The organism is Rhizobium sp. H4, from assembly GCF_003013335.1.
GTDB lineage: Bacteria > Pseudomonadota > Alphaproteobacteria > Rhizobiales > Rhizobiaceae > Rhizobium > Rhizobium sophoriradicis.
The window spans coordinates 29,709-46,100 of the sequence record NZ_PSOW01000023.1 but is presented as its reverse complement, the minus strand read 5'-3'; the positions used below and the strand labels follow the sequence as shown (position 1 = coordinate 46,100).

General features: G+C 64.6%; 19 protein-coding genes and 1 riboswitch. Of the genes, 12 read left to right on the top strand and 7 right to left on the bottom strand.

The annotated features are described in order from the left end of the window. The first annotated feature begins 55 nt into the window (after positions 1-55). A complete protein-coding gene (locus tag C4N04_RS28050; RefSeq protein WP_010055529.1) occupies positions 56-595 on the top strand; it encodes a Pycsar system effector family protein in 540 nt (179 codons plus the stop codon). Between the two features lie 54 nt (positions 596-649). Here the strand turns inward: C4N04_RS28050 and C4N04_RS28045 are convergent, their stop codons facing one another. Continuing rightward, positions 650-1,138: a RidA family protein gene (locus C4N04_RS28045; protein ID WP_009995796.1), complete on the bottom strand. Its 489-nt coding sequence runs from the start codon at positions 1,136-1,138 to the stop codon at positions 650-652. Beyond that, positions 1,132-1,857, bottom strand: a complete 726-nt coding sequence (locus C4N04_RS28040; protein WP_106797564.1) for an SDR family oxidoreductase — start codon at positions 1,855-1,857, stop codon at positions 1,132-1,134. The genes C4N04_RS28045 and C4N04_RS28040 overlap by 7 nt, the downstream gene beginning before the upstream one ends. 188 nt (positions 1,858-2,045) lie before the next feature. On the opposite strand from C4N04_RS28040, the gene C4N04_RS28035 reads away from it, so the two are divergent. Together C4N04_RS28035 and C4N04_RS28030 are read left to right on the top strand one after the other, a co-directional pair. After that, positions 2,046-2,948, top strand: a complete 903-nt coding sequence (locus C4N04_RS28035) for a LysR family transcriptional regulator (RefSeq protein WP_106797540.1) — start codon at positions 2,046-2,048, stop codon at positions 2,946-2,948. A gap of 105 nt (positions 2,949-3,053) precedes the next feature. Next, positions 3,054-3,830, top strand: coding sequence for a DUF1194 domain-containing protein (locus tag C4N04_RS28030; RefSeq protein ID WP_009996554.1), 777 nt, complete (start codon positions 3,054-3,056; stop codon positions 3,828-3,830). Positions 3,831-4,061: 231 nt separating this feature from the next. Here the strand turns inward: C4N04_RS28030 and C4N04_RS28025 are convergent, their stop codons facing one another. After that, positions 4,062-4,751, bottom strand: coding sequence for a VOC family protein (locus C4N04_RS28025; protein WP_077992890.1), 690 nt, complete (start codon positions 4,749-4,751; stop codon positions 4,062-4,064). A gap of 143 nt (positions 4,752-4,894) precedes the next feature. Next, positions 4,895-5,329: a 6,7-dimethyl-8-ribityllumazine synthase gene (locus C4N04_RS28020; protein WP_009996551.1), complete on the bottom strand. Its 435-nt coding sequence runs from the start codon at positions 5,327-5,329 to the stop codon at positions 4,895-4,897. Between the two features lie 80 nt (positions 5,330-5,409). Further along, positions 5,410-5,553: riboswitch (FMN riboswitch) on the bottom strand. 558 nt (positions 5,554-6,111) lie between these two features. Here C4N04_RS28020 and C4N04_RS28015 point away from each other — a divergent pair. Continuing rightward, complete coding sequence (locus C4N04_RS28015; protein WP_038689798.1) at positions 6,112-6,558, top strand: SRPBCC family protein; 447 nt, start codon at positions 6,112-6,114, stop codon at positions 6,556-6,558. Between the two features lie 184 nt (positions 6,559-6,742). Then, entirely contained in the window at positions 6,743-7,063 is a 321-nt protein-coding gene (locus C4N04_RS28010) for a hypothetical protein (RefSeq protein ID WP_064682750.1), read from the top strand. An 83-nt stretch (positions 7,064-7,146) separates the two neighbouring features. Here the strand turns inward: C4N04_RS28010 and C4N04_RS28005 are convergent, their stop codons facing one another. After that, entirely contained in the window at positions 7,147-7,371 is a 225-nt protein-coding gene (locus C4N04_RS28005; protein WP_038689797.1) for a hypothetical protein, read from the bottom strand. A gap of 186 nt (positions 7,372-7,557) precedes the next feature. Here C4N04_RS28005 and C4N04_RS28000 point away from each other — a divergent pair, with 186 nt between their 5' ends. The 5 genes from C4N04_RS28000 (at position 7,558) to C4N04_RS27980 (ending at position 12,599) form a co-directional block, all read left to right on the top strand. Then, entirely contained in the window at positions 7,558-8,652 is a 1,095-nt protein-coding gene (locus C4N04_RS28000; RefSeq protein WP_106797539.1) for an adenylate/guanylate cyclase domain-containing protein, read from the top strand. 151 nt (positions 8,653-8,803) lie between these two features. Further along, the gene (locus C4N04_RS27995; RefSeq protein WP_096770975.1) at positions 8,804-9,772 is read left to right on the top strand and encodes an ABC transporter substrate-binding protein; all 969 of its coding nucleotides are present in this window, start codon (positions 8,804-8,806) and stop codon (positions 9,770-9,772) included. Between the two features lie 19 nt (positions 9,773-9,791). Next, positions 9,792-10,796, top strand: coding sequence for an iron ABC transporter permease (locus C4N04_RS27990; RefSeq protein WP_106797538.1), 1,005 nt, complete (start codon positions 9,792-9,794; stop codon positions 10,794-10,796). Positions 10,797-10,837: 41 nt separating this feature from the next. Beyond that, a complete protein-coding gene (locus C4N04_RS27985; protein WP_096770988.1) occupies positions 10,838-11,830 on the top strand; it encodes an iron ABC transporter permease in 993 nt (330 codons plus the stop codon). Between the two features lie 7 nt (positions 11,831-11,837). Next, entirely contained in the window at positions 11,838-12,599 is a 762-nt protein-coding gene (locus tag C4N04_RS27980; RefSeq protein ID WP_106797537.1) for an ABC transporter ATP-binding protein, read from the top strand. Here the strand turns inward: C4N04_RS27980 and C4N04_RS27975 are convergent. Next, positions 12,596-13,279 (bottom strand): class I SAM-dependent methyltransferase, encoded by a 684-nt coding sequence (locus C4N04_RS27975; RefSeq protein WP_106797536.1) that lies wholly within the window; start codon positions 13,277-13,279, stop codon positions 12,596-12,598. The genes C4N04_RS27980 and C4N04_RS27975 overlap by 4 nt on opposite strands. 159 nt (positions 13,280-13,438) lie before the next feature. Here C4N04_RS27975 and C4N04_RS27970 point away from each other — a divergent pair, with 159 nt between their 5' ends. Further along, positions 13,439-14,080: a helix-turn-helix domain-containing protein gene (locus C4N04_RS27970; protein WP_106797535.1), complete on the top strand. Its 642-nt coding sequence runs from the start codon at positions 13,439-13,441 to the stop codon at positions 14,078-14,080. After that, positions 14,077-15,348 carry an MFS transporter gene (locus tag C4N04_RS27965; protein ID WP_106797534.1) on the top strand — a complete coding sequence of 424 codons (1,272 nt, stop codon included), beginning with the start codon at positions 14,077-14,079 and terminating at the stop codon, positions 15,346-15,348. Before C4N04_RS27970 ends, C4N04_RS27965 begins: the two co-directional genes overlap by 4 nt. Here the strand turns inward: C4N04_RS27965 and C4N04_RS27960 are convergent. Beyond that, positions 15,311-16,216 carry a LysR family transcriptional regulator gene (locus C4N04_RS27960; RefSeq protein WP_077992868.1) on the bottom strand — a complete coding sequence of 302 codons (906 nt, stop codon included), beginning with the start codon at positions 16,214-16,216 and terminating at the stop codon, positions 15,311-15,313. The two genes, C4N04_RS27965 and C4N04_RS27960, sit on opposite strands and share 38 nt — an antisense overlap. Between the last annotated feature and the right edge of the window lie 176 nt (positions 16,217-16,392).

The following is a 16,392-nucleotide window of genomic DNA, read 5'->3' as shown; positions in this document are numbered from 1 at the left end:
GCTTTCGTTCCAAAGTGTAATATCAGGGAAACACTTTAGGGGATGGAGTATTCAGGTGAGCGAATTCGAAAGTGCCACGGAGGTTATGCTGAGCCGGCCGTCGAGCGGCGATGTCGGTTCCGAGTATTTCGACCACATCAAGAAAATCAACGACATATTCTACGATCAGATCAAGATATCCGATCAGAAGGCCGCCTATATCTTTACTTTTATGCTCGCCTTTCTGGTGAGCTCCAGTGAGGTGAGGGCAGTCTTCAGCCTGACGCGTTATGTCAGCGGAGCGCCGGGCAGCCTTCTGTTCTCCGGCTTGCTTGCCGCAGCCTCGGTCTTCTCCATTCTCTCGGCGATCCTGGTCGTTCTGCCTCGTCGTCTGGGCACCTCGACGTCGCTGTTCTGGGGCGCCTGGCCCAAGCACCGCGACCTGTTCTTCGAGGCGGCGCTGCGGCGCGATGCGCGCTACCTTTTCGATCAATATCTCGAAAACGCCGAAATTCTTTCCTGCATCGCCCGCAGCAAATATCGCTGCGTCACATTCGCCTTTCGCGGGTTGATGGTGAGCGTCATTGCCTATGTGCTGCTGTTGGCGGCAGGCTGAGCGCAAGCGAAGGCAAGATTGCAGGGCGCGCTGAGACGCGCGCGCCCCGCTCATTCAATCCTCGACTTCGATAACGAGCTCGATCTCGACCGGCATGCCGAGGGGCAGGCTGGCGACGCCGAGGACGACGCGGCCGGAGAGCTTTTCCTCGCCGAAGACCGCAAACAGCAATTCGGACGCGCCGTCGGCGACCCTGGGGTGGTCGCGGAAATCGCCTTCGGTGGCGATATAGACGCCGAGCTTCACGACCCTCACGACGCTATCCAGCGAGCCGAGATAATCCCTGGCGGCGGAGAGCGCGCTCAGCGTCGCCGTCTCGGCTGCCTTGCGGCCGTCTTCCGATGTCAGCGCGCCGCCGACACGGCCGATATAGCGGGGCTCATGGCCGACAACCGGCAGCATGCCGCTGAAGAAGACCAGATTGCCTGTTCTCGTCGCCTCGACATAGGCGCCAAAGGGTGTCGGCGGCGGGGGAAGGGTGATGCCGAGTTCCTGCAGCCGCCGTTCCGCGCCGGCTGCCTGCGCTTTCTCATGGTTTACCATTTGCCCAGATGTGCGCCGCCATCGACGTGCAGCACCTCCCCGGTGACGCGCGGAGCTTCAGTGAGGAAGACCACCGCGTCGACGATTTCAGCGACATTCGAAATGCCTGTCATCGGCGACAGCGTCCTCAGGAACTCCTTCGGATTGTCCTTGTGAAGGGGCGTGTCGACGACGCCGGGGGCGACCGTGTTGACGCGAATTCCCTCGCTTGCATACTCCATCGCAAGGTTCTTCGAAATCGCGTCGATGCCGCCCTTGGTCATCATTGCCACGGAAGCGGGCATGCCGGCGATCGGATGATCGATCAGCGGCGTGGTGATGCTGACGACGCTGCCGCCCGTCTTCTGGGCGAGCATCTGCCTGATGACCCGCTGCGTCAGGTGCAGGAAGCCTTCGAGATTGGTCGACGAGAGCTTACGGAAGTCGGTCATCGTGTAATCGACGAACGGCTTGGTGAAGAAGATGCCGGCATTGTTGACGAGCGCGTCGATCGAACCGAACCGGTCGATTGCGGTTTTGGCGACGCGGGCCGCTGTTTCGGGATCGCCGATGTCGCCGTCGACCAGAGCCAGCCTGTCGGAAGCCTGGAAGGCATCCGAAGCGCTGACCTGACGCGAGGTGGCAACAACGTTGTAGCCGCGCTCGACGAAGGCGTTAACGAGCCCCGCTCCGATGCCCTGGGAGGCGCCCGTGACGATGACAGTCCTTTGCTTGGTCATGTTGAACTCCATAATCTGGTTCGGGCAACGCGGGCCTGGCTAGGTGGGTCGCTCGAGATGGGGCCGCTGCGATCGCGCCGCCATCGGGTTGTTGGTTTGTTTTCGCAAGGTGAATATGGCGAAAACGTCATTGCTCGATTAGATGGAAATATCTGGATTCTCTTTTGCATCAGTGCAAAAGTGCCGGCATGGCCGATCTCAACGACATCGCCGTCTTCGTGAAGGTGGCGCAATATGGCAGCTTCAGCCGCGCCGCCCATTCGCTCGGCATGCCTGTCTCGACCGTCAGTCGGAAGGTGACGTCGCTCGAAGAGCAGCTCGGCGTGATGCTGATCCAGCGCACGACCCGCAAGCTCAGCCTCACCGCGCAGGGCCGGGCCTATTACGACAGATGCAGCGAGCCGCTTGCTCATCTCATCGACGCCGAGCAGGCGCTGACTGAAACGCAGAGAAAGCCGGAAGGCCTGCTGAAGATCTCGGTGCCGGTCATCTTGGGCCAAGAGGTCTTCTACGAATTCATCTCCGATTTCCTGAAGGCCTATCCCGAGATCCAAGTCGATCTTTTCGTCACTAACCTGTTCCTTGATCTGGTCGCGGAGAATATCGATCTCGGCATCCGCTTCGGCGACCTCAAGGATTCCACCATCGTCGCCCAGCGGCTCGGCAAGAGCGTGCGCTATCTGGTCGCCGCGCCCGACTATCTCAGGGACAGGGCGCTTCCCACGAAGCCCGAAGATCTCAAGGACCATCGGTGCGTGCTCCTGAACGGGCGCAACGGCGAAGCGGAATGGCATCTCGTCAGCGGCCGCAAATCGGCCGACGTGCGCGTGTCGGGGCCGGCATCGAGCCGCGATTTCGATGCGGTCAGCGCCTTCACCTATCGTGGCCACGGCATTGGGCTCCTGCCTTCGACCTATTGCGACGAGCAGATCCGAAGAGGCGCGCTCATCCGCCTGCTGCCGGACTGGTCGTCGCCGGAAATCTTCGTGCACGCGGTCTATCCCACGCGCCGCTTCCTGCCCCTGCGCCAGCAGGTCTTCCTCGACGCGCTGAAGGCATGGAAAAGTCCTTTGTGGCTGCCGTTGCATTGAGGGGTGCCATCACCGAAAATTGAAGCCGTGCGCGTGGCGGTGCGTCCTTCCCAGGCGAAGCTGTGCTAGAGTCGCCCGGCTTGAGAATGGCGCGGGGATCTGCCGATGCTGACGTCACTTGCGGTGCTCATGGGTCTTTCCGGTGTCGTGCCGACGGCGCAGGCTGCGGCAAACGATGTCGACGTGACGCTGGTGCTTGCCGTCGACACCTCGCGCTCGATGGATTTCGAAGAGATCGGCATCCAGCGCGACGGTTATGTCGCGGCGCTGAAACACAAGGAATTCATCGACGCGGTGAAGGGCGGGCTTACCGGCCGCATCGCCATCAGCTATTTTGAATGGGCGGGCTATGTCGTCCAGGGTTCGGTGATCGACTGGCAGGTGATCGAGACGGAGCAGGATGCGATTGCCTTTGCCGACAAACTCGACGCCCGGCCGATCGGCACGCAGCGGCGCACCTCGATCTCCACCGCGATTGCCCAGGGCGTCAGCATGATCATCGCCAGCCCCTTCCGGGGCAGGCGGGAGGTGATCGATGTCTCCGGCGACGGCCCGAACAATTCCGGCAATCCCGTCACGCCCGTCCGCGACAAGGCGGTGGCATCAGGCATGGTCATCAACGGCCTCGCCCTCATGCTGCGGCCTTCCGATGCGCCTGACGGGCTCGACAAATATTATGCCGACTGCGTCATCGGCGGCCCCGGCGCCTTCGTGCTGCCGGTTCGCAAGATCGAGGACTTCGCCGTCGCCGTGCGCCGCAAGCTGGTGATGGAGATCAGCGGCCTGTCTCTTCCGGCGACGGTGCAGCCGATCGCCGGCACGGAGCCGGCAACGGACTGCTTGATCGGGGAGAAACAATGGCGGGATATGTTTGACCGGTGAGAGGGCTGCTGGCCCAACCCGATGATCAATGGCTATCGGGACTGGCTCGACGGCATGGTGGCGGCAGCGAAGGCAGCCAGGCGGTGAGCCCCGCGAGAGCGATGCTGAAGCGCGTCCTTCGAGGCGCAGCCTAACGGCCGGAAGCCCGAAGGACGCGCTGCAACGGTGTTCCCTGCATTTATTGCTGTTCGGAGCACCCGTCTCGCGCCTCGGGATGGGGCTCTTCACTGCCTATAGCGGCAGCTCTCTGCCGGCTTGTTCGCTGACCATATATTTGGCGTACCAGTCCGGCCAGTTCTCGTCGTATTTGCCGCCGTTGCGTTTCTCGTGTTCGCCGTGGGCGGCGGCAGCGCGGCGGAGCGCGGAGGCCAGGTCGCTCGAGGTGGAGAAGACGGTCTCGTCGGCGTCGATGCGGCCGGGCAGGCGGGTGGTGACTTCCTGGAACAGCCAGCCGTTGCCGTCAGGATCCTTGAAGGAGGCGAAGGAGCGGTAGCTGCGGTGCTCGGGATCGCGGCCGGCGATGCGCAGGCGCCCGAAGAGATAGGGTTCGTCCTTGCCGGCATAGACGCCCGATGCGTCGTGGAAGACCTCGCTCACCTCGACGCCGCGGGCGATGAGATCGCGGCGGGCGGCCTCGATGTCGGAGACGATGAGGTAGAGGCCTTGAGCGGAGCCGGGCGCGGCGGCGGTCACGTTCCTGCCGAAGATGATGGCGCAGCCGGAGCCGGGCGGCGTGAACTGGATCACGCGGAAATCGGCATCATTGGCGAAATCGGCATCGAGCCGCCAGCCGAGGCCGTCATAAAAGCGTTTGGCGCGGTCGACGTCGGAAACGGGGATGACCACCACTTCGAGTTTGGTGTCGGCGGGCCGTGTTCTGATGGATTCTGTGGGGGTTTCACTGCGCATTGCATTGCTCATCTTCAGCTCCTCGACGTTTGGACGCATTAAGAATGGCGATACATGTCGTGCGCGAGTGGACCACAGCGCGGGCAGGGCGTCGAATCAATTCTTCTGTCGGCAAGGAGAAGACGGCGGGCCAGCCCCGCCGTCAGCGCAGTCTCCTACGCCGCAAGAGCGGCGCGCGTCTTGCCGATCATCAGGGCAGCGCGGGCCGCCTCGCGGCCCTTCTCCACGAAGTGCGCGCGGTAGATCTGCGTGTGGTGCTCGGTTTCCTGATACTGATGCGGCGTCAGCGAAACCGACAGCACCGGCACGCCGGTGTCCATGCCGGCGCGCATCAGCCCGTCGACGACGGCCTGGGCGACGAATTCGTGACGATAGATCCCGCCATCGACGACGAAGGCGGCGGCGATGACGGCGGCATAGCGCCCGGTCGCCGCAAGATCGCGCGACAGCAACGGCATTTCGAATGCGCCGGGAACGTCGAACACGTCGATCTGCTCAGCCGGAATGAGCTGCTGGAAACCTTCGAGCGCACGGTCGACGATATCCGCGTGCCAGCCGGCTTTGACGAAGGCATAACGGGTGGGTGTCATGGTAATCTCCTTTGGCGTACAGACACGTCACCCAAGGCGATCACGAACGTTGACCGGCTGCCGGCGAGGGCAGCAGGAACGCGCGTTCTCTTTCATCCGGACTATGACCGTCGGCTCAGGCATCTCACCTGATCTGCTGACCCTTCGTTAAGAAGGCGCTCGCGGGCTCGCAATCGAAACTGCATACCGCCGGTAGGGACTTTCACCCCGCCCTGAGAACGGCGCGGACAATAGGGGCAAGGCGAGGGGCTGGCAATAGGGGAATTGGTTTTGGTGATAGGGGCTGCAATCTTAGGGGGCGTCATGCTTCGGCTGATCGTCCTCCACCAACCTATCCACAGCCGTGATGGAAGCCACTTGCCTTTCGCTTGCCGCTCAAGGCGTTCGTCGCTTTCGCTCCTCACCCCCCTCATCTGCCCTAACGGGCATCTTCTCCCCGCTGGGGCGAAGGGGGAGCAAGCCGCACGGGTCGTCATTCCCATAGCGAACGTTTCAAAGGAGCGAGACGCTTCTCCCCGGCGGGGAGAAGATGCCGGCAGGCAGATGAGGGGGTGAGCGGCTGAGCCGCGAATGCACGGAGCGGAAGCGAAGGGCACCATGACGAGTGGCGTTGCAACGGTTTAGTAGCGGCAGCGGTGCCGACGATGCGAGGAGCGGCTTCCATCGCCCTTGCTGTGCGTGCACTCGCGCCTACATCCCTCCGGAGCACATTCACGCCGAAGCAGCATGACGCCCCGTCCCGCATGAGGCGGGGCAGGCCGTGACCATCATGGGAGGGAGGCATGCCAGAGTCTTTTGTCGTGCGCCGTGAGGCGCATATTGCGGCGCCGCCGGCTGCGGTGTTTGCGCTGATGACCGATCCGGAGAAGATTTTGCGCTGGATGGGAACGGAGGCCGAGATCGAGCCGGAGCCGGGCGGTCTTTATCTCGTCAACGTCACCGGCGCCCGCTTTGCGCGAGGCTCGTTTCGCGAGGTCGTGCCGGTGCATCGGCTTGCCTATAGCTTCGGATGGGATGGCAGCGAGGTCGTGCCGCCGGGCTCCAGCCTGGTCGAGATCGACCTGATCGAGCAGCCGGATGGGACGTTACTCCGACTCACCCATAGCGGCCTGCCGAGCGAGGAGCAGTGCGCCGGCCATGCCGAGGGCTGGGAGCATTATCTCGGGCGGCTCACCGCGGTCGCCGCCGGGCGCGATCCGGGGCCGGATCCTTTTTATGGCAGGACATGAACGATTTTTCGCGGGCGTGTGACGCTTCTCAAGCGCTTGCCGCTGCGGGAAAAACGCCCGGCCGGCGCTCCGGCCGACCGTCAAAAAGCAAGGTTTTGTCACCTGCAAACATGAATGCCCGGTTCATCTCCAGTTCAATTTGGCGGCCCTAAAGTGGGTACGGCTGGATGAAATGGAGTTTTCGATGAAGGCACTATCTATCGCGGCTGCCTTGCTCGCTGGCAGCCTTTCGATCGGCTCTGCGCAGGCGATGCCGATGGGGACAATCAATGTCGAGAGCAAGGTCACAAGCGACGTCACCAAGGTCGACTACGCCTGCGGCCGCGGCTGGCACCTGACCCGCTGGGGCGAATGCCGCCGCAACTGGCGACGCCCGCCGCCGGTGGCTTTCTATGGTGGTCCACCTCGCTGGGGTTGGGAGCGCCGCCACCGCGACTGGGATGGCCCGCGGTGGCGCCATGAACGCCGCTGGGATCGCGAACGCCGCTGGCGGGACGACTACTAAAAGCCTCTGCATGAGGCTGACGGGCGAGGCCGGCGCGATGTTTCGCCCGGCCTTTTCTTTTGGAAACTGTCATTGCGCTCAGGTCAGATCCGGCTGACGAGCCAGTACTTGCCGTCGATCAGTTCCTCGAGTTCGGCCGGATCCTTGACGCCGAACTCAAACCACTCGACGAGTTCCTTCGCTTTCAGACGGCTTTCGTCCGCCGTAAACTCGATTCCATAGCGCGCGCACCAGCGCCGCAGGATCGACGTCAACAACGTCATGTCGTTTCCGTCCAGCGGATCTTTCGGCCAGAATGTCGTGCCCATCGCAACCCCTCAATCGCGGATGACCCGACACTACAATGGAATCAGAGCCGCGCAAGTTTAAAGTGTTATTTTTCTGTTTTCCACCGGTGTGATGTTTGACAGTGTTGTTGTTGCATGAAGCCCGAGGGGAGAGCGGGCGCGGAAGCGTCGGCTTGCGGAGGTCTGCCGGCGATGTCATCCTAAGTCATGGATCTGCCTTCCTTCGTTGCCTGGCTGGTTGACGAGGCCGCTGCCTCGCCCGCTCCCGAACGGTTCCTCGCCGAACTCGGGCGCCGGCTGCTTTGCGACGGCTTGCCGCTTGCCGGCGGCGCGCTGACACTTTCAGTGCCGCATCCGATCATCGCCCGGCGCACCTGGCTTTGGCGGGCGGAGACCGGAGCCGTTATCGAGGCGCTGGCCTTCGCGGTGGCCCCGCCGGTCGAGGCCGGGCGCGAGTGGCTGGCCGGGCTCGGGCCGGTATGGGAGGACGGGATTGGAACCTCGCCGGAGAGCCCGCTGCTCGGCTGGGCGGGTATCGCCAATGGGGCCGGGAGGGACGCCTTTGACCCGGCCGACGCGGATCGTCTGCGCGAGGTGGCGCGCTTTGCCGCTGCGCCGCTTGCGGCACTCGCGGCGCGGGAGGCGCGGGCTGCCCTGCTCGAAGCCTATCTCGGCCGGCGCAGTGCCGCGCGGGTACAGGCCGGGGCGCTTGCCCGGGGCACCGGGGAGACCATTCGCGCGGCGCTTCTCTGCGCCGACCTGCGCGACTTCACCGCACTCTCGGAGGTGACGGAGCCGCACGCGATGATCGCGACGCTCGATGCCTGGTTCGACCGCGTCGCCGGCGCCGTACACGCCTTCGGCGGCGAGGTGCTGAAATTCATCGGCGACGGCGTGCTGGCGATCTTCCCGGTCGCGGCTGCGCCAGGCAAGGCCCAGGGAGACCGTGACGCCTGCGAGGCGGCGCTGAGGGCCATCGCCGCCAGCCGCGCCGGCATGGCCCATCTCGACCAGGTACGCCGGGCGCAGGGCCTAGCGCCGCTGCCCTTCGGGGCCGCGCTGCATTTCGGCGAAATCCTGTGGGGCAATATCGGCGCGGCGGACCGGCTGGATTTCACCGCCATCGGCCCCGCCGTCAATCTTGTCAGCCGGCTCGAAGGGCTCTGCAAGCCGCTCGGCCGCAGCGTGCTGATCTCGGGGGCGGTGGCGGCGAACACGTCGGCGCCGCTCGTGCCCCTCGGAGAGCACGCTTTGCGTGGCATCGCCGATCCTTGTGCGGTCTTCACCCTGCCGGAGGATTGAGCCCGAGGGCGGTGCTGCCGGAAGGCGCCGCAGACGCGGGGGCTTCCGGCCGCGACTTTTATCGTTCGCGAAGCGCAGGCAAGAATCATGATTGTGAAGCTCCTCTTTTTTGGCTAAAGCCTGTCCGCACATCGAATGAGGGGGTTCAAACATGGATCAATACGCACGCAAATTTTTTTCCGTCCTGGGACTGTCGGCAATGCTGATGGCCGGTGGCGCTCAGGCCGAAGACGGCAAGAAAGTCTCGATCGTCGATGATCGCGGCGTGACTGTCGAAGTCCCGGCGCAGCCGAAACGTATTGCCTCGATTTCTTATTTCGCCGATGACGTTGCGCTCGCGCTCGGCATCAAGCCGGTCGCCAGCACCTATATGACGGCTGGCCGCGAGCCCGCTTTCCTGCTCGGCCTGACCTCAGGGATGAAGCAGATCGGCCAGCGCGCCAAGCCCAATCTCGAGCTACTTTCCGAAGCCAAGCCGGATCTGATCATTGCGATCCGCCGCTATACGGTCGGCAATGCAGCGCAGCTGCAGAACATCGCGCCTTACGTTGCCTATAATATGGAGCTGCTCGAAGAGAGCTACAGCGAGACCGCAGCACTTTCCAAGCTGCTCGGCAAGCCGGAGCGCGGCGAGCAGCTGAACGCCGATTTCCGTAAGCATCTGGCGGAGTTCGCCGCCAAGGCGCCGAAAGACAAGCATCCGCGCTTCCTGATCATGTGGGGCGGTGCGACACCTTTCGCCTTCCACACGGAAAACACCTCGGCCTCGATCGTCGCTGCGATCGGCGGCGACAATATTCCCGGCCCGAAGACCCCGGGCGGCGAGTTCGGCATCGACCTCAGCCTGGAAACGATGCTGGAGAAGGACCCGGAGGTCATCTTCGTCTACGATTCCGGCCCGGATCGTCCGCATGAGAGCAATCCGATCTGGTCGCAGCTGTCGGCGGTCAAGAACAACCGGGTCTTCTATGTCGGCGACCAGTGGGTCGAGACCAACGGTCCGATCGCCCGCGAAATCGTACTGCGCGAGGCCGCGCACTACCTCTATCCCGACACTTTCCCGGCCGTCGACGTCAAGGCGGAAGCTGCCAAGCTGATCCCGGCCGAACTGCAGAACTAAGCCAGGGACAAGACCGGCGATGAGCCCCCGGCAATCATTCCTGGCCATCGGGCTCATCGGCATCGCGACAATGTTGGCGGTGTTGCTTGGCTTGCTGATCGGCGCCAAGACGCTGTCGGCCGAGACCGCCATCCGCGTGCTCCTGGCGCCGGACGGCAAGATCGAATCCATCCTCGTCTGGACGCTGCGGCTGCCGCGCAGCCTGACCGCGGCTGCCGGCGGGGCGGGCCTTGCCGTTTCCGGCTATGTGCTGCAGACGCTGACCCGCAATCCGTTGGCCGATCCCGGCATCACCGGCGTCACATCGGGGGCGGTCGCGCCGATCGTCTGCTGTTTCGTCTTCCTGCCGTGGCTTTCGCCGGCCTATTATCCCTTCATCGGCCTTGCCGGCGGGCTTGCAGCAGCCTCGGTGACGTTCTGGGTGTCGCATGGCGGGCAGGGGCGGCCGCTGCAGCTTGCGCTCGGCGGTGTCAGCGTCTCGCTCTTCCTGGGTGCGATCACCACCTATGTGCTGCTTTTGACGGGGCCGCAATCGGCATCGCTGCTCTTCTGGCTTGCCGGCGGCTTCCAGGGGCGCACCTGGTCGCATCTCTTCTACATGCTGCCCTGGACGATCGCCGGCGTCGCCGGCGCGCTGCTGCTGCGGCGCGTCATCGCCATGTTCATGCTGAGCGATCATGCGGCGGCCGGCATGGGCCTGCAGCTCGGCCTGTGGAAGCCCCTCATCCTCATTCTCGCCGTTCTTCCGGTCGCTGGCGTCGCGCCGGTCGCCGGACCGGTCGCCTTCGTCGGGCTGGCCGCTCCTCACATCGCCCGGCTGCTCAAGCCGCGCGACACCGGATGGGAGATTGGGCTCAGCGCTGCCCTCGGCGCGCTGATCGTCACCGTCGCCGACGTCTTGGCGCGCAGCATCGCCATTCCGCGTGAGCTGCCGGTCGGCATCGTCACCGCGCTGCTTGGCGGTCCTGTTTTCATCTATCTCGTCCAGCGCGGGCGGCTGAGCCTTGCAGGTGAAGCACGATGAGCGCCCCGGCATCGACGACGGCTGCTTCGCCAGGCCTCGGCATGTCCGCCGCACTGGCCATCCTGACGGTCCTGTCGCTGGCGGCGGCGATCTTCCTCGGCGTTGCCGATATTCCGATGGCCGATGTCGCGGCCGTTTTGACCGGCGGCGGCTCGGCGGAAGCGCGGCTGATCATTCTCGATATCCGGCTGCCGCGCATCGCCACCGGCATTCTGGCCGGCATTCATTTTTCGCTGGCGGGATATCTGCTGCAGACCATCACCCGCAATCCGCTGGCCGATCCGTCGCTGATGGGCGTGTCGCAAGGGGCGACGCTGTCGGTGACGATCTTCCTGCTCTTCACCGTCTATATCTTCGAGCCGGGCTCGAACACCCTTGCCGAGCTGCCGGTAGCATGGCTGCCGGCCGCGGGGCTTGCCGGCGGCCTGCTTGCGGGCGGCATCATCTATCTCCTGGCTTTTCGCCTCGGCCTCAGCGCGCTGCGCATTACGCTCTGCGGCGTGGCGGTCGGGGCGGTTCTCCATGCGGTGGCGATCGGCCTCATCGCCGGCTGGGGATCGGCCCGCATCGAGATCATCCTCGAATGGCTGTCGGGCAGCCTTTACGCCCGCAGCTGGGATCACGCACTCTTCCTGCTGCCCTTCACCATCGCCGGGCTCGCCATGCTGCCGGTCATCTACCGCCCCTTGACGCTGCTGCAGTTCGATGCATCCGTCGCCCGCTCTTTCGGGCTCGGCTATAAGAGACAGTTCTCAATCGTGCTGATCGCATCTTCTGCGCTTGCGGCGAGTGCGGTCGGCGCGGTCGGCCCTGTTGTTTTCATCGGTCTCGTCGTGCCGCATCTCGCCCGTTTCCTGGCGGGGCGGAATTTCTTGCTGTCGCTTGTTCTGACGATCGTGCTCGGCGCCGTCATCGTCACGCTTGGCGATCTCATCGGCCGGCTGCTCGGCCAAGCCGAGGAAATCCCGATCGGCGTGGTCACGGCCGTCTTCGGCGTACCGCTCTTGCTCGCGCTGCTGCGCAAAACCATGTGAGGCCGAAATGCCATTGTCCTGTTCCGACCTCTCGGTGATGTACGGCCAGCGAAAGGCCCTTAACGGCTTCAGTCTTTCGCTCGAGAAGGGCGAAATCCGGGCGCTGATCGGCCCGAACGGCTCGGGCAAGAGCACGGCGCTGCATGCGCTGGCCGGGCTGATCCGGCCGGCCGGGGGCCGGGCGTCGCTCGGCGGCGTTGCCGTCGCCTCGATGTCACGCCGCATGGTGGCGAAGAGGCTTGCCTTCCTGCCGCAGCAGCCGACCGCGCCTGATGAAATGACCGTCGCCCAGCTCGTGCGCCAGGGCCGCTATCCGCATGTCGGTCTGTTCCGCTCCTATGACAGCCGTGACGAAGACGCGATCGAATGGGCGCTCGAAAGCACCGGCTTGTCCGGGCTTGCCGACCGCAGCCTTCGGGAACTCTCCGGCGGCGAGCGGCAAAGGGCCTGGATATCGGCCGCTCTCGCCCAGGAAGCGGAGATCCTGCTGCTCGACGAGCCGACCTCCTTCCTCGATATCGGCTACCAGGTGGAGGTGCTCGACCTCGTGCACCGGCTGAGCCTCCATGACATCAACCAGGCCATCGCCGTCAGCGACCGCATCTCGCTGCTCGAAAAAGGCGAGCTCAGATTCGACGGCGCGCCGCGCGAGCTTGCCGAACGCGGGCTGATCCAGGAAATCTTCCGCGTCAGGGGCCGCTTCGTCCAGGTCGCGCCCGACAGCCCGCCGCATTTCGATGTCGAGCTGATGCGGCTTCAGCGAGCTTAGCGCTTCACCAGCCTGAAGACGATCTTCGTCTGGGTGTAGTAGTTCAGCGCATCGGCGAAATCAGGCGTCCAGCCGTCTGCGACGAAGGGAATGAAGCCGTCATATTCGAGCTTGCGGGCGGAGACGTCGAAGCCCGCCTTTTCGAAGGCGCGGCCGTAATCGGTGATCGACCGGTCCTGGACGGCGGTGTTGGTGCGGTTGGCGACGAGCTCGCGCCATTTCGGCCAGAGCGGGTTATCCGTATGGCATCCCGTTACTGCATAGTAGACGCCGCCGGATTTTAGCGCCCGCCAGATGTCGGTGGCGTGTGCGTCGATATCGGGAACGAGGTAGATGACCTCATGGCTGAGGGCGAGATCGAATTCTTCGCTCCAGCCGTCGAGCCTGCCGCCGACCTGATGCTGGATCGGCAGATTGCCCTTCAAGGTTTCGGCCTTGGCGATCGAGGTTTCGGCAATGTCGATGCCGAGCGCCTTGCGGAAGGGGCGGATCGCATAGAGATGGCGCAGCAGGCCGCCCTGATTGCAGCCGAAATCGAGCACGCTCTTGTCGGTCAGGTCGCGCTCGAGGATGAGGTCGATCAAGTGGCGCCAGATGGGCGCATGTCCATCGGCCATCCTGTCTTCGGCATCTGGATCGATATACCACGTGCCGATGTTTTTCTGCGCTTCCTCAGCCATCCTCTTGCCCCTCGCATCATGCCGATCACGGTGATGGTCTTAGGATGCGTTGTCATGCTTGGCTAGATCGGAAGGCGGTTTTCGAGCGCCTTCCACAGCCGTCAGGTATTTTGCAAAGAAAACTTTGCAAAGATATGTGTGCGATTGTATGCTTTGGGGATGAAACATCCGCACCCTAAACCTGCCGCAGATGCCCGCACCGTCAGCCGGGTCGTGCCCGAGCCCACCGCGCTGAAGGCGCTGGCGCATCCTGTGCGGCTGCGCATGCTCGGCATGCTCCGGATCGATGGTCCCGCCACGGCGACGCAGCTTGCCGCGCGGCTCGGCCTGAACAGCGGCGCGACGAGCTATCATCTGCGCCAGCTCGCCCAATACGGCTTCATCGAGGAGGCGCCGCATGCCTCGCGGCGCGACCGCTGGTGGCGCGCCAGCCACGAGCTGACCTCGGTGCCGGCGAGCGAATCCGAAGGGGAGGCGCTCGATCTCGACATCGCCTTCAATCAGGCCGCACTCTCGCTGCAAGTCGGCCAGATGCAACAGGCGCTGGAGGAATATGCCGAGCTGCCGCCCGAATGGCGCAAGGCGACGGCTGCCGAAGACATCATCATCCCGATGACGGCGGCACAGGCCGAGGCTCTGACGAAACGGCTGAGGGATGTCATCCTGGAAGCGATGCAGGCGGCCCCACGGCTGGGGGAGGCGGCGTCGCAGGAAGCCGGCATGGTTCCCTTCTATGTCATGCTGCACGCCTTTCCCTACCCCGGCCGCTTGCCGCATCGTGAAGGCGAGGGCGAGCCGTGAGACCGGGCCGGCCGTTCCTGGCGCTCGCGGCTGCCGAGACATTCTCGCTCTCCGGCACGCGGCTTTCGACCATCGCCATTCCCTGGCTGGTGCTGAGCACGACGGGCAGCCCCGTGCTGACGGGGCTGACGGCGATGATGGAAATGCTGCCCTATGTCGTCGCCAAGGCGCTCGGCGGACCGCTGATCGACCGCGCCGGCGCCAAGCGCATCGCCATCATCTCAGACACCGCTTCGGTGCTCGTGGTCGCTCTGGTGCCGCTTCTGGATATCTTCGGCCTGCTCGCCATGCCGGTGCTGCTACCGCTCGTCTTTGCCATGGGCGTGCTGCGCGGACCCTCCGATGCGGCCAAGCAGGCAATGGTTCCCGATATCGCCACGCTCGCCGGCGTGCCGCTCGAAAGGGTGACCGGCGTCGCAAGCGCCATCGAGCGGCTGGCGTCGACGGCGGGCGCGGCCGGCGCCGGCGCTTTGATCGGGCTGATCGGCCCGGGCCAGGCGCTGCTCGTTAATGCCGCCACCTTCGCCGCCGCAGCACTAATCGTTGCTGTGGGCATACCCGGAACGCGCCGCGCGCCCGCGCTTGAAACTCCACCGGCCGAACCGGCCTCCTATTTCGACGATCTCCGCGAGGGTTGGCGATTTCTGCGGGGCGATGCCGTGCTCGTCAGCATTGTCGCCATGGTGGCGGCCACTAATCTCTTCGACCAGGCCTATCATGCCGTGCTGCTGCCGGTCTGGACACGGGATGCCGGCCATGGTCCGGAACTGCTCGGGGCGATGTTTGCCGCCTTCGCCGGCGCCTCGATCGCAGGTGCTGCGATTGCCGCGGCGATCGGCGAGCGCATGCCGCGCCTGACGGTCTATACGGTGGCCTTCCTCCTAACCGGCTTTCCGCGCTTCCTCGTTCCGGCGCTGGATGCGCCCATCGGCCTCGTCTTTGCGACGCTCGCCATCGCAGGCTTCGCGTCGGGCTTCCTCAACCCGATCCTGTCGGCGGTCATCTTCGAGCGCATCCCCAAGCCGCTGACCGGCCGCGTCACCGCATTGAACACCGCCCTCTGCTTCGCCCTCATCCCCTTCGGCGGCCTCGCCGGCGGTGCGCTGATCAGCACGCTCGGCCTTGCCGCCGCACTGTTCCTGATGGGGGTTGGCTATTTCGCGACAACGCTTGCGCCGCTGGCGCTGAAGAGTTTTCGCGGCTTTGACAGGACCTTGCCTGAAGGAGTTCCTAGCCGCGGCCGAGCTCCTCAACCATCAGGTCGATGAAGCCGCGCACGCGGGGTTCGAGCAGGCGCTTGTCGGGATAGAGCGCCACGATCCTGGCGTCGTCGGTTTCGAGTTGGGGCAGGATGTGGCGGAGGCGGCCGGCGGTGAGGTCGTCGGCGATGAGGAAGTCGGGGAGGAGGGCGATGCCGAGGCCGGCGAGAGCCGCGTCGCGGATCGCCTCGCCGCTGTCGAGCCTCAGGCGGCTGCGGCCCTGCGCCTTGACCCAGGCGCCGCCTTCGCCGCGAAAGCGCCAGCCCTGCCTTTGATTGCGGCTCGCAAAGAACAGGCAGTCATGGACGGCGAGATCGTCGAGATCATGCGGTTCGCTGTGCTCGGCGAGATAGGCGGGAGAGGCGCAGAGCCGCGCCGTTTCGCTGGCGATCACGCGTGAAGCCAGCCGGCTGTCTGACGCCGAGGGGATCGCGCCGATCCGGATCGCCAGGTCGAAGCCTTCCTCGACGATGTCGGCAAGGCGGTCGGTGAAGCTCACTTCCGCCTGCAGGTCCGGCCAGGCCCGGAGATATTTTTCGAGCAGCGGCAGCACGACGAGGCGGCCGAAGGCATCGGGAGCGGTGAGGCGGAGCACGCCGCGCGGCGCGCCGCTCTTGCCCGAGACACTCGCTTCGGCCTCGTCGACCGAGGCGAGGATCTGCAGCCCGCGCTCGTAGAACAGCCGTCCTTCCTCGGTCAGGCTCAGGCTTCTCGTCGTGCGATTGAGCAGGCGCGCGCCGAGCCGGTCTTCCAGACGAATAACGGCCTTTCCCGCCGCCGAGCGCGACAGCCCCATCGTCTGCCCCCCGCCGACGAAGCTCCCGGCATCGACGACGGCCATGAAGATCAGGATGTCGTTCAGGTTCGTGCGCGGCATGAGGCAACTCGACCGGTTCGGGCTAAGGCCTTAATTCGGTCAGTCCTGCGGCCGATTCAAGGTTTGCACCATCAACGCCTATAGCGGCAGTAAGGTCCCGAGGCTTGGTTTATGGGGCGGATGGGAGATGTGCGTTGCTGGGCCGGATCATCGTGCATAGGCGACGAGGAGAGGGT

Bases quoted from the DNA above. Each gene is read 5' to 3' on its own strand.
- C4N04_RS27990 (WP_106797538.1), top strand. From the start codon at position 9,792: ATGAGCCCCCGGCAATCATTCCTGGCCATCGGGCTCATCGGCATCGCG.
- C4N04_RS27975 (WP_106797536.1), bottom strand. From the start codon at position 13,279: ATGGCTGAGGAAGCGCAGAAAAACATCGGCACGTGGTATATCGATCCA.
- C4N04_RS28005 (WP_038689797.1), bottom strand. From the start codon at position 7,371: ATGGGCACGACATTCTGGCCGAAAGATCCGCTGGACGGAAACGACATG.
- C4N04_RS28040 (WP_106797564.1), bottom strand. From the start codon at position 1,857: ATGACCAAGCAAAGGACTGTCATCGTCACGGGCGCCTCCCAGGGCATC.
- C4N04_RS28015 (WP_038689798.1), top strand. From the start codon at position 6,112: ATGCCAGAGTCTTTTGTCGTGCGCCGTGAGGCGCATATTGCGGCGCCG.
- C4N04_RS28030 (WP_009996554.1), top strand. From the start codon at position 3,054: ATGCTGACGTCACTTGCGGTGCTCATGGGTCTTTCCGGTGTCGTGCCG.
- C4N04_RS28035 (WP_106797540.1), top strand. From the start codon at position 2,046: ATGGCCGATCTCAACGACATCGCCGTCTTCGTGAAGGTGGCGCAATAT.
- C4N04_RS28010 (WP_064682750.1), top strand. From the start codon at position 6,743: ATGAAGGCACTATCTATCGCGGCTGCCTTGCTCGCTGGCAGCCTTTCG.
- C4N04_RS27980 (WP_106797537.1), top strand. From the start codon at position 11,838: ATGCCATTGTCCTGTTCCGACCTCTCGGTGATGTACGGCCAGCGAAAG.
- C4N04_RS27960 (WP_077992868.1), bottom strand. From the start codon at position 16,216: ATGCCGCGCACGAACCTGAACGACATCCTGATCTTCATGGCCGTCGTC.
- C4N04_RS28020 (WP_009996551.1), bottom strand. From the start codon at position 5,329: ATGACACCCACCCGTTATGCCTTCGTCAAAGCCGGCTGGCACGCGGAT.
- C4N04_RS27995 (WP_096770975.1), top strand. From the start codon at position 8,804: ATGGATCAATACGCACGCAAATTTTTTTCCGTCCTGGGACTGTCGGCA.
- C4N04_RS28025 (WP_077992890.1), bottom strand. From the start codon at position 4,751: ATGAGCAATGCAATGCGCAGTGAAACCCCCACAGAATCCATCAGAACA.
- C4N04_RS28000 (WP_106797539.1), top strand. From the start codon at position 7,558: ATGGATCTGCCTTCCTTCGTTGCCTGGCTGGTTGACGAGGCCGCTGCC.
- C4N04_RS28045 (WP_009995796.1), bottom strand. From the start codon at position 1,138: ATGGTAAACCATGAGAAAGCGCAGGCAGCCGGCGCGGAACGGCGGCTG.
- C4N04_RS27970 (WP_106797535.1), top strand. From the start codon at position 13,439: ATGAAACATCCGCACCCTAAACCTGCCGCAGATGCCCGCACCGTCAGC.
- C4N04_RS27985 (WP_096770988.1), top strand. From the start codon at position 10,838: ATGTCCGCCGCACTGGCCATCCTGACGGTCCTGTCGCTGGCGGCGGCG.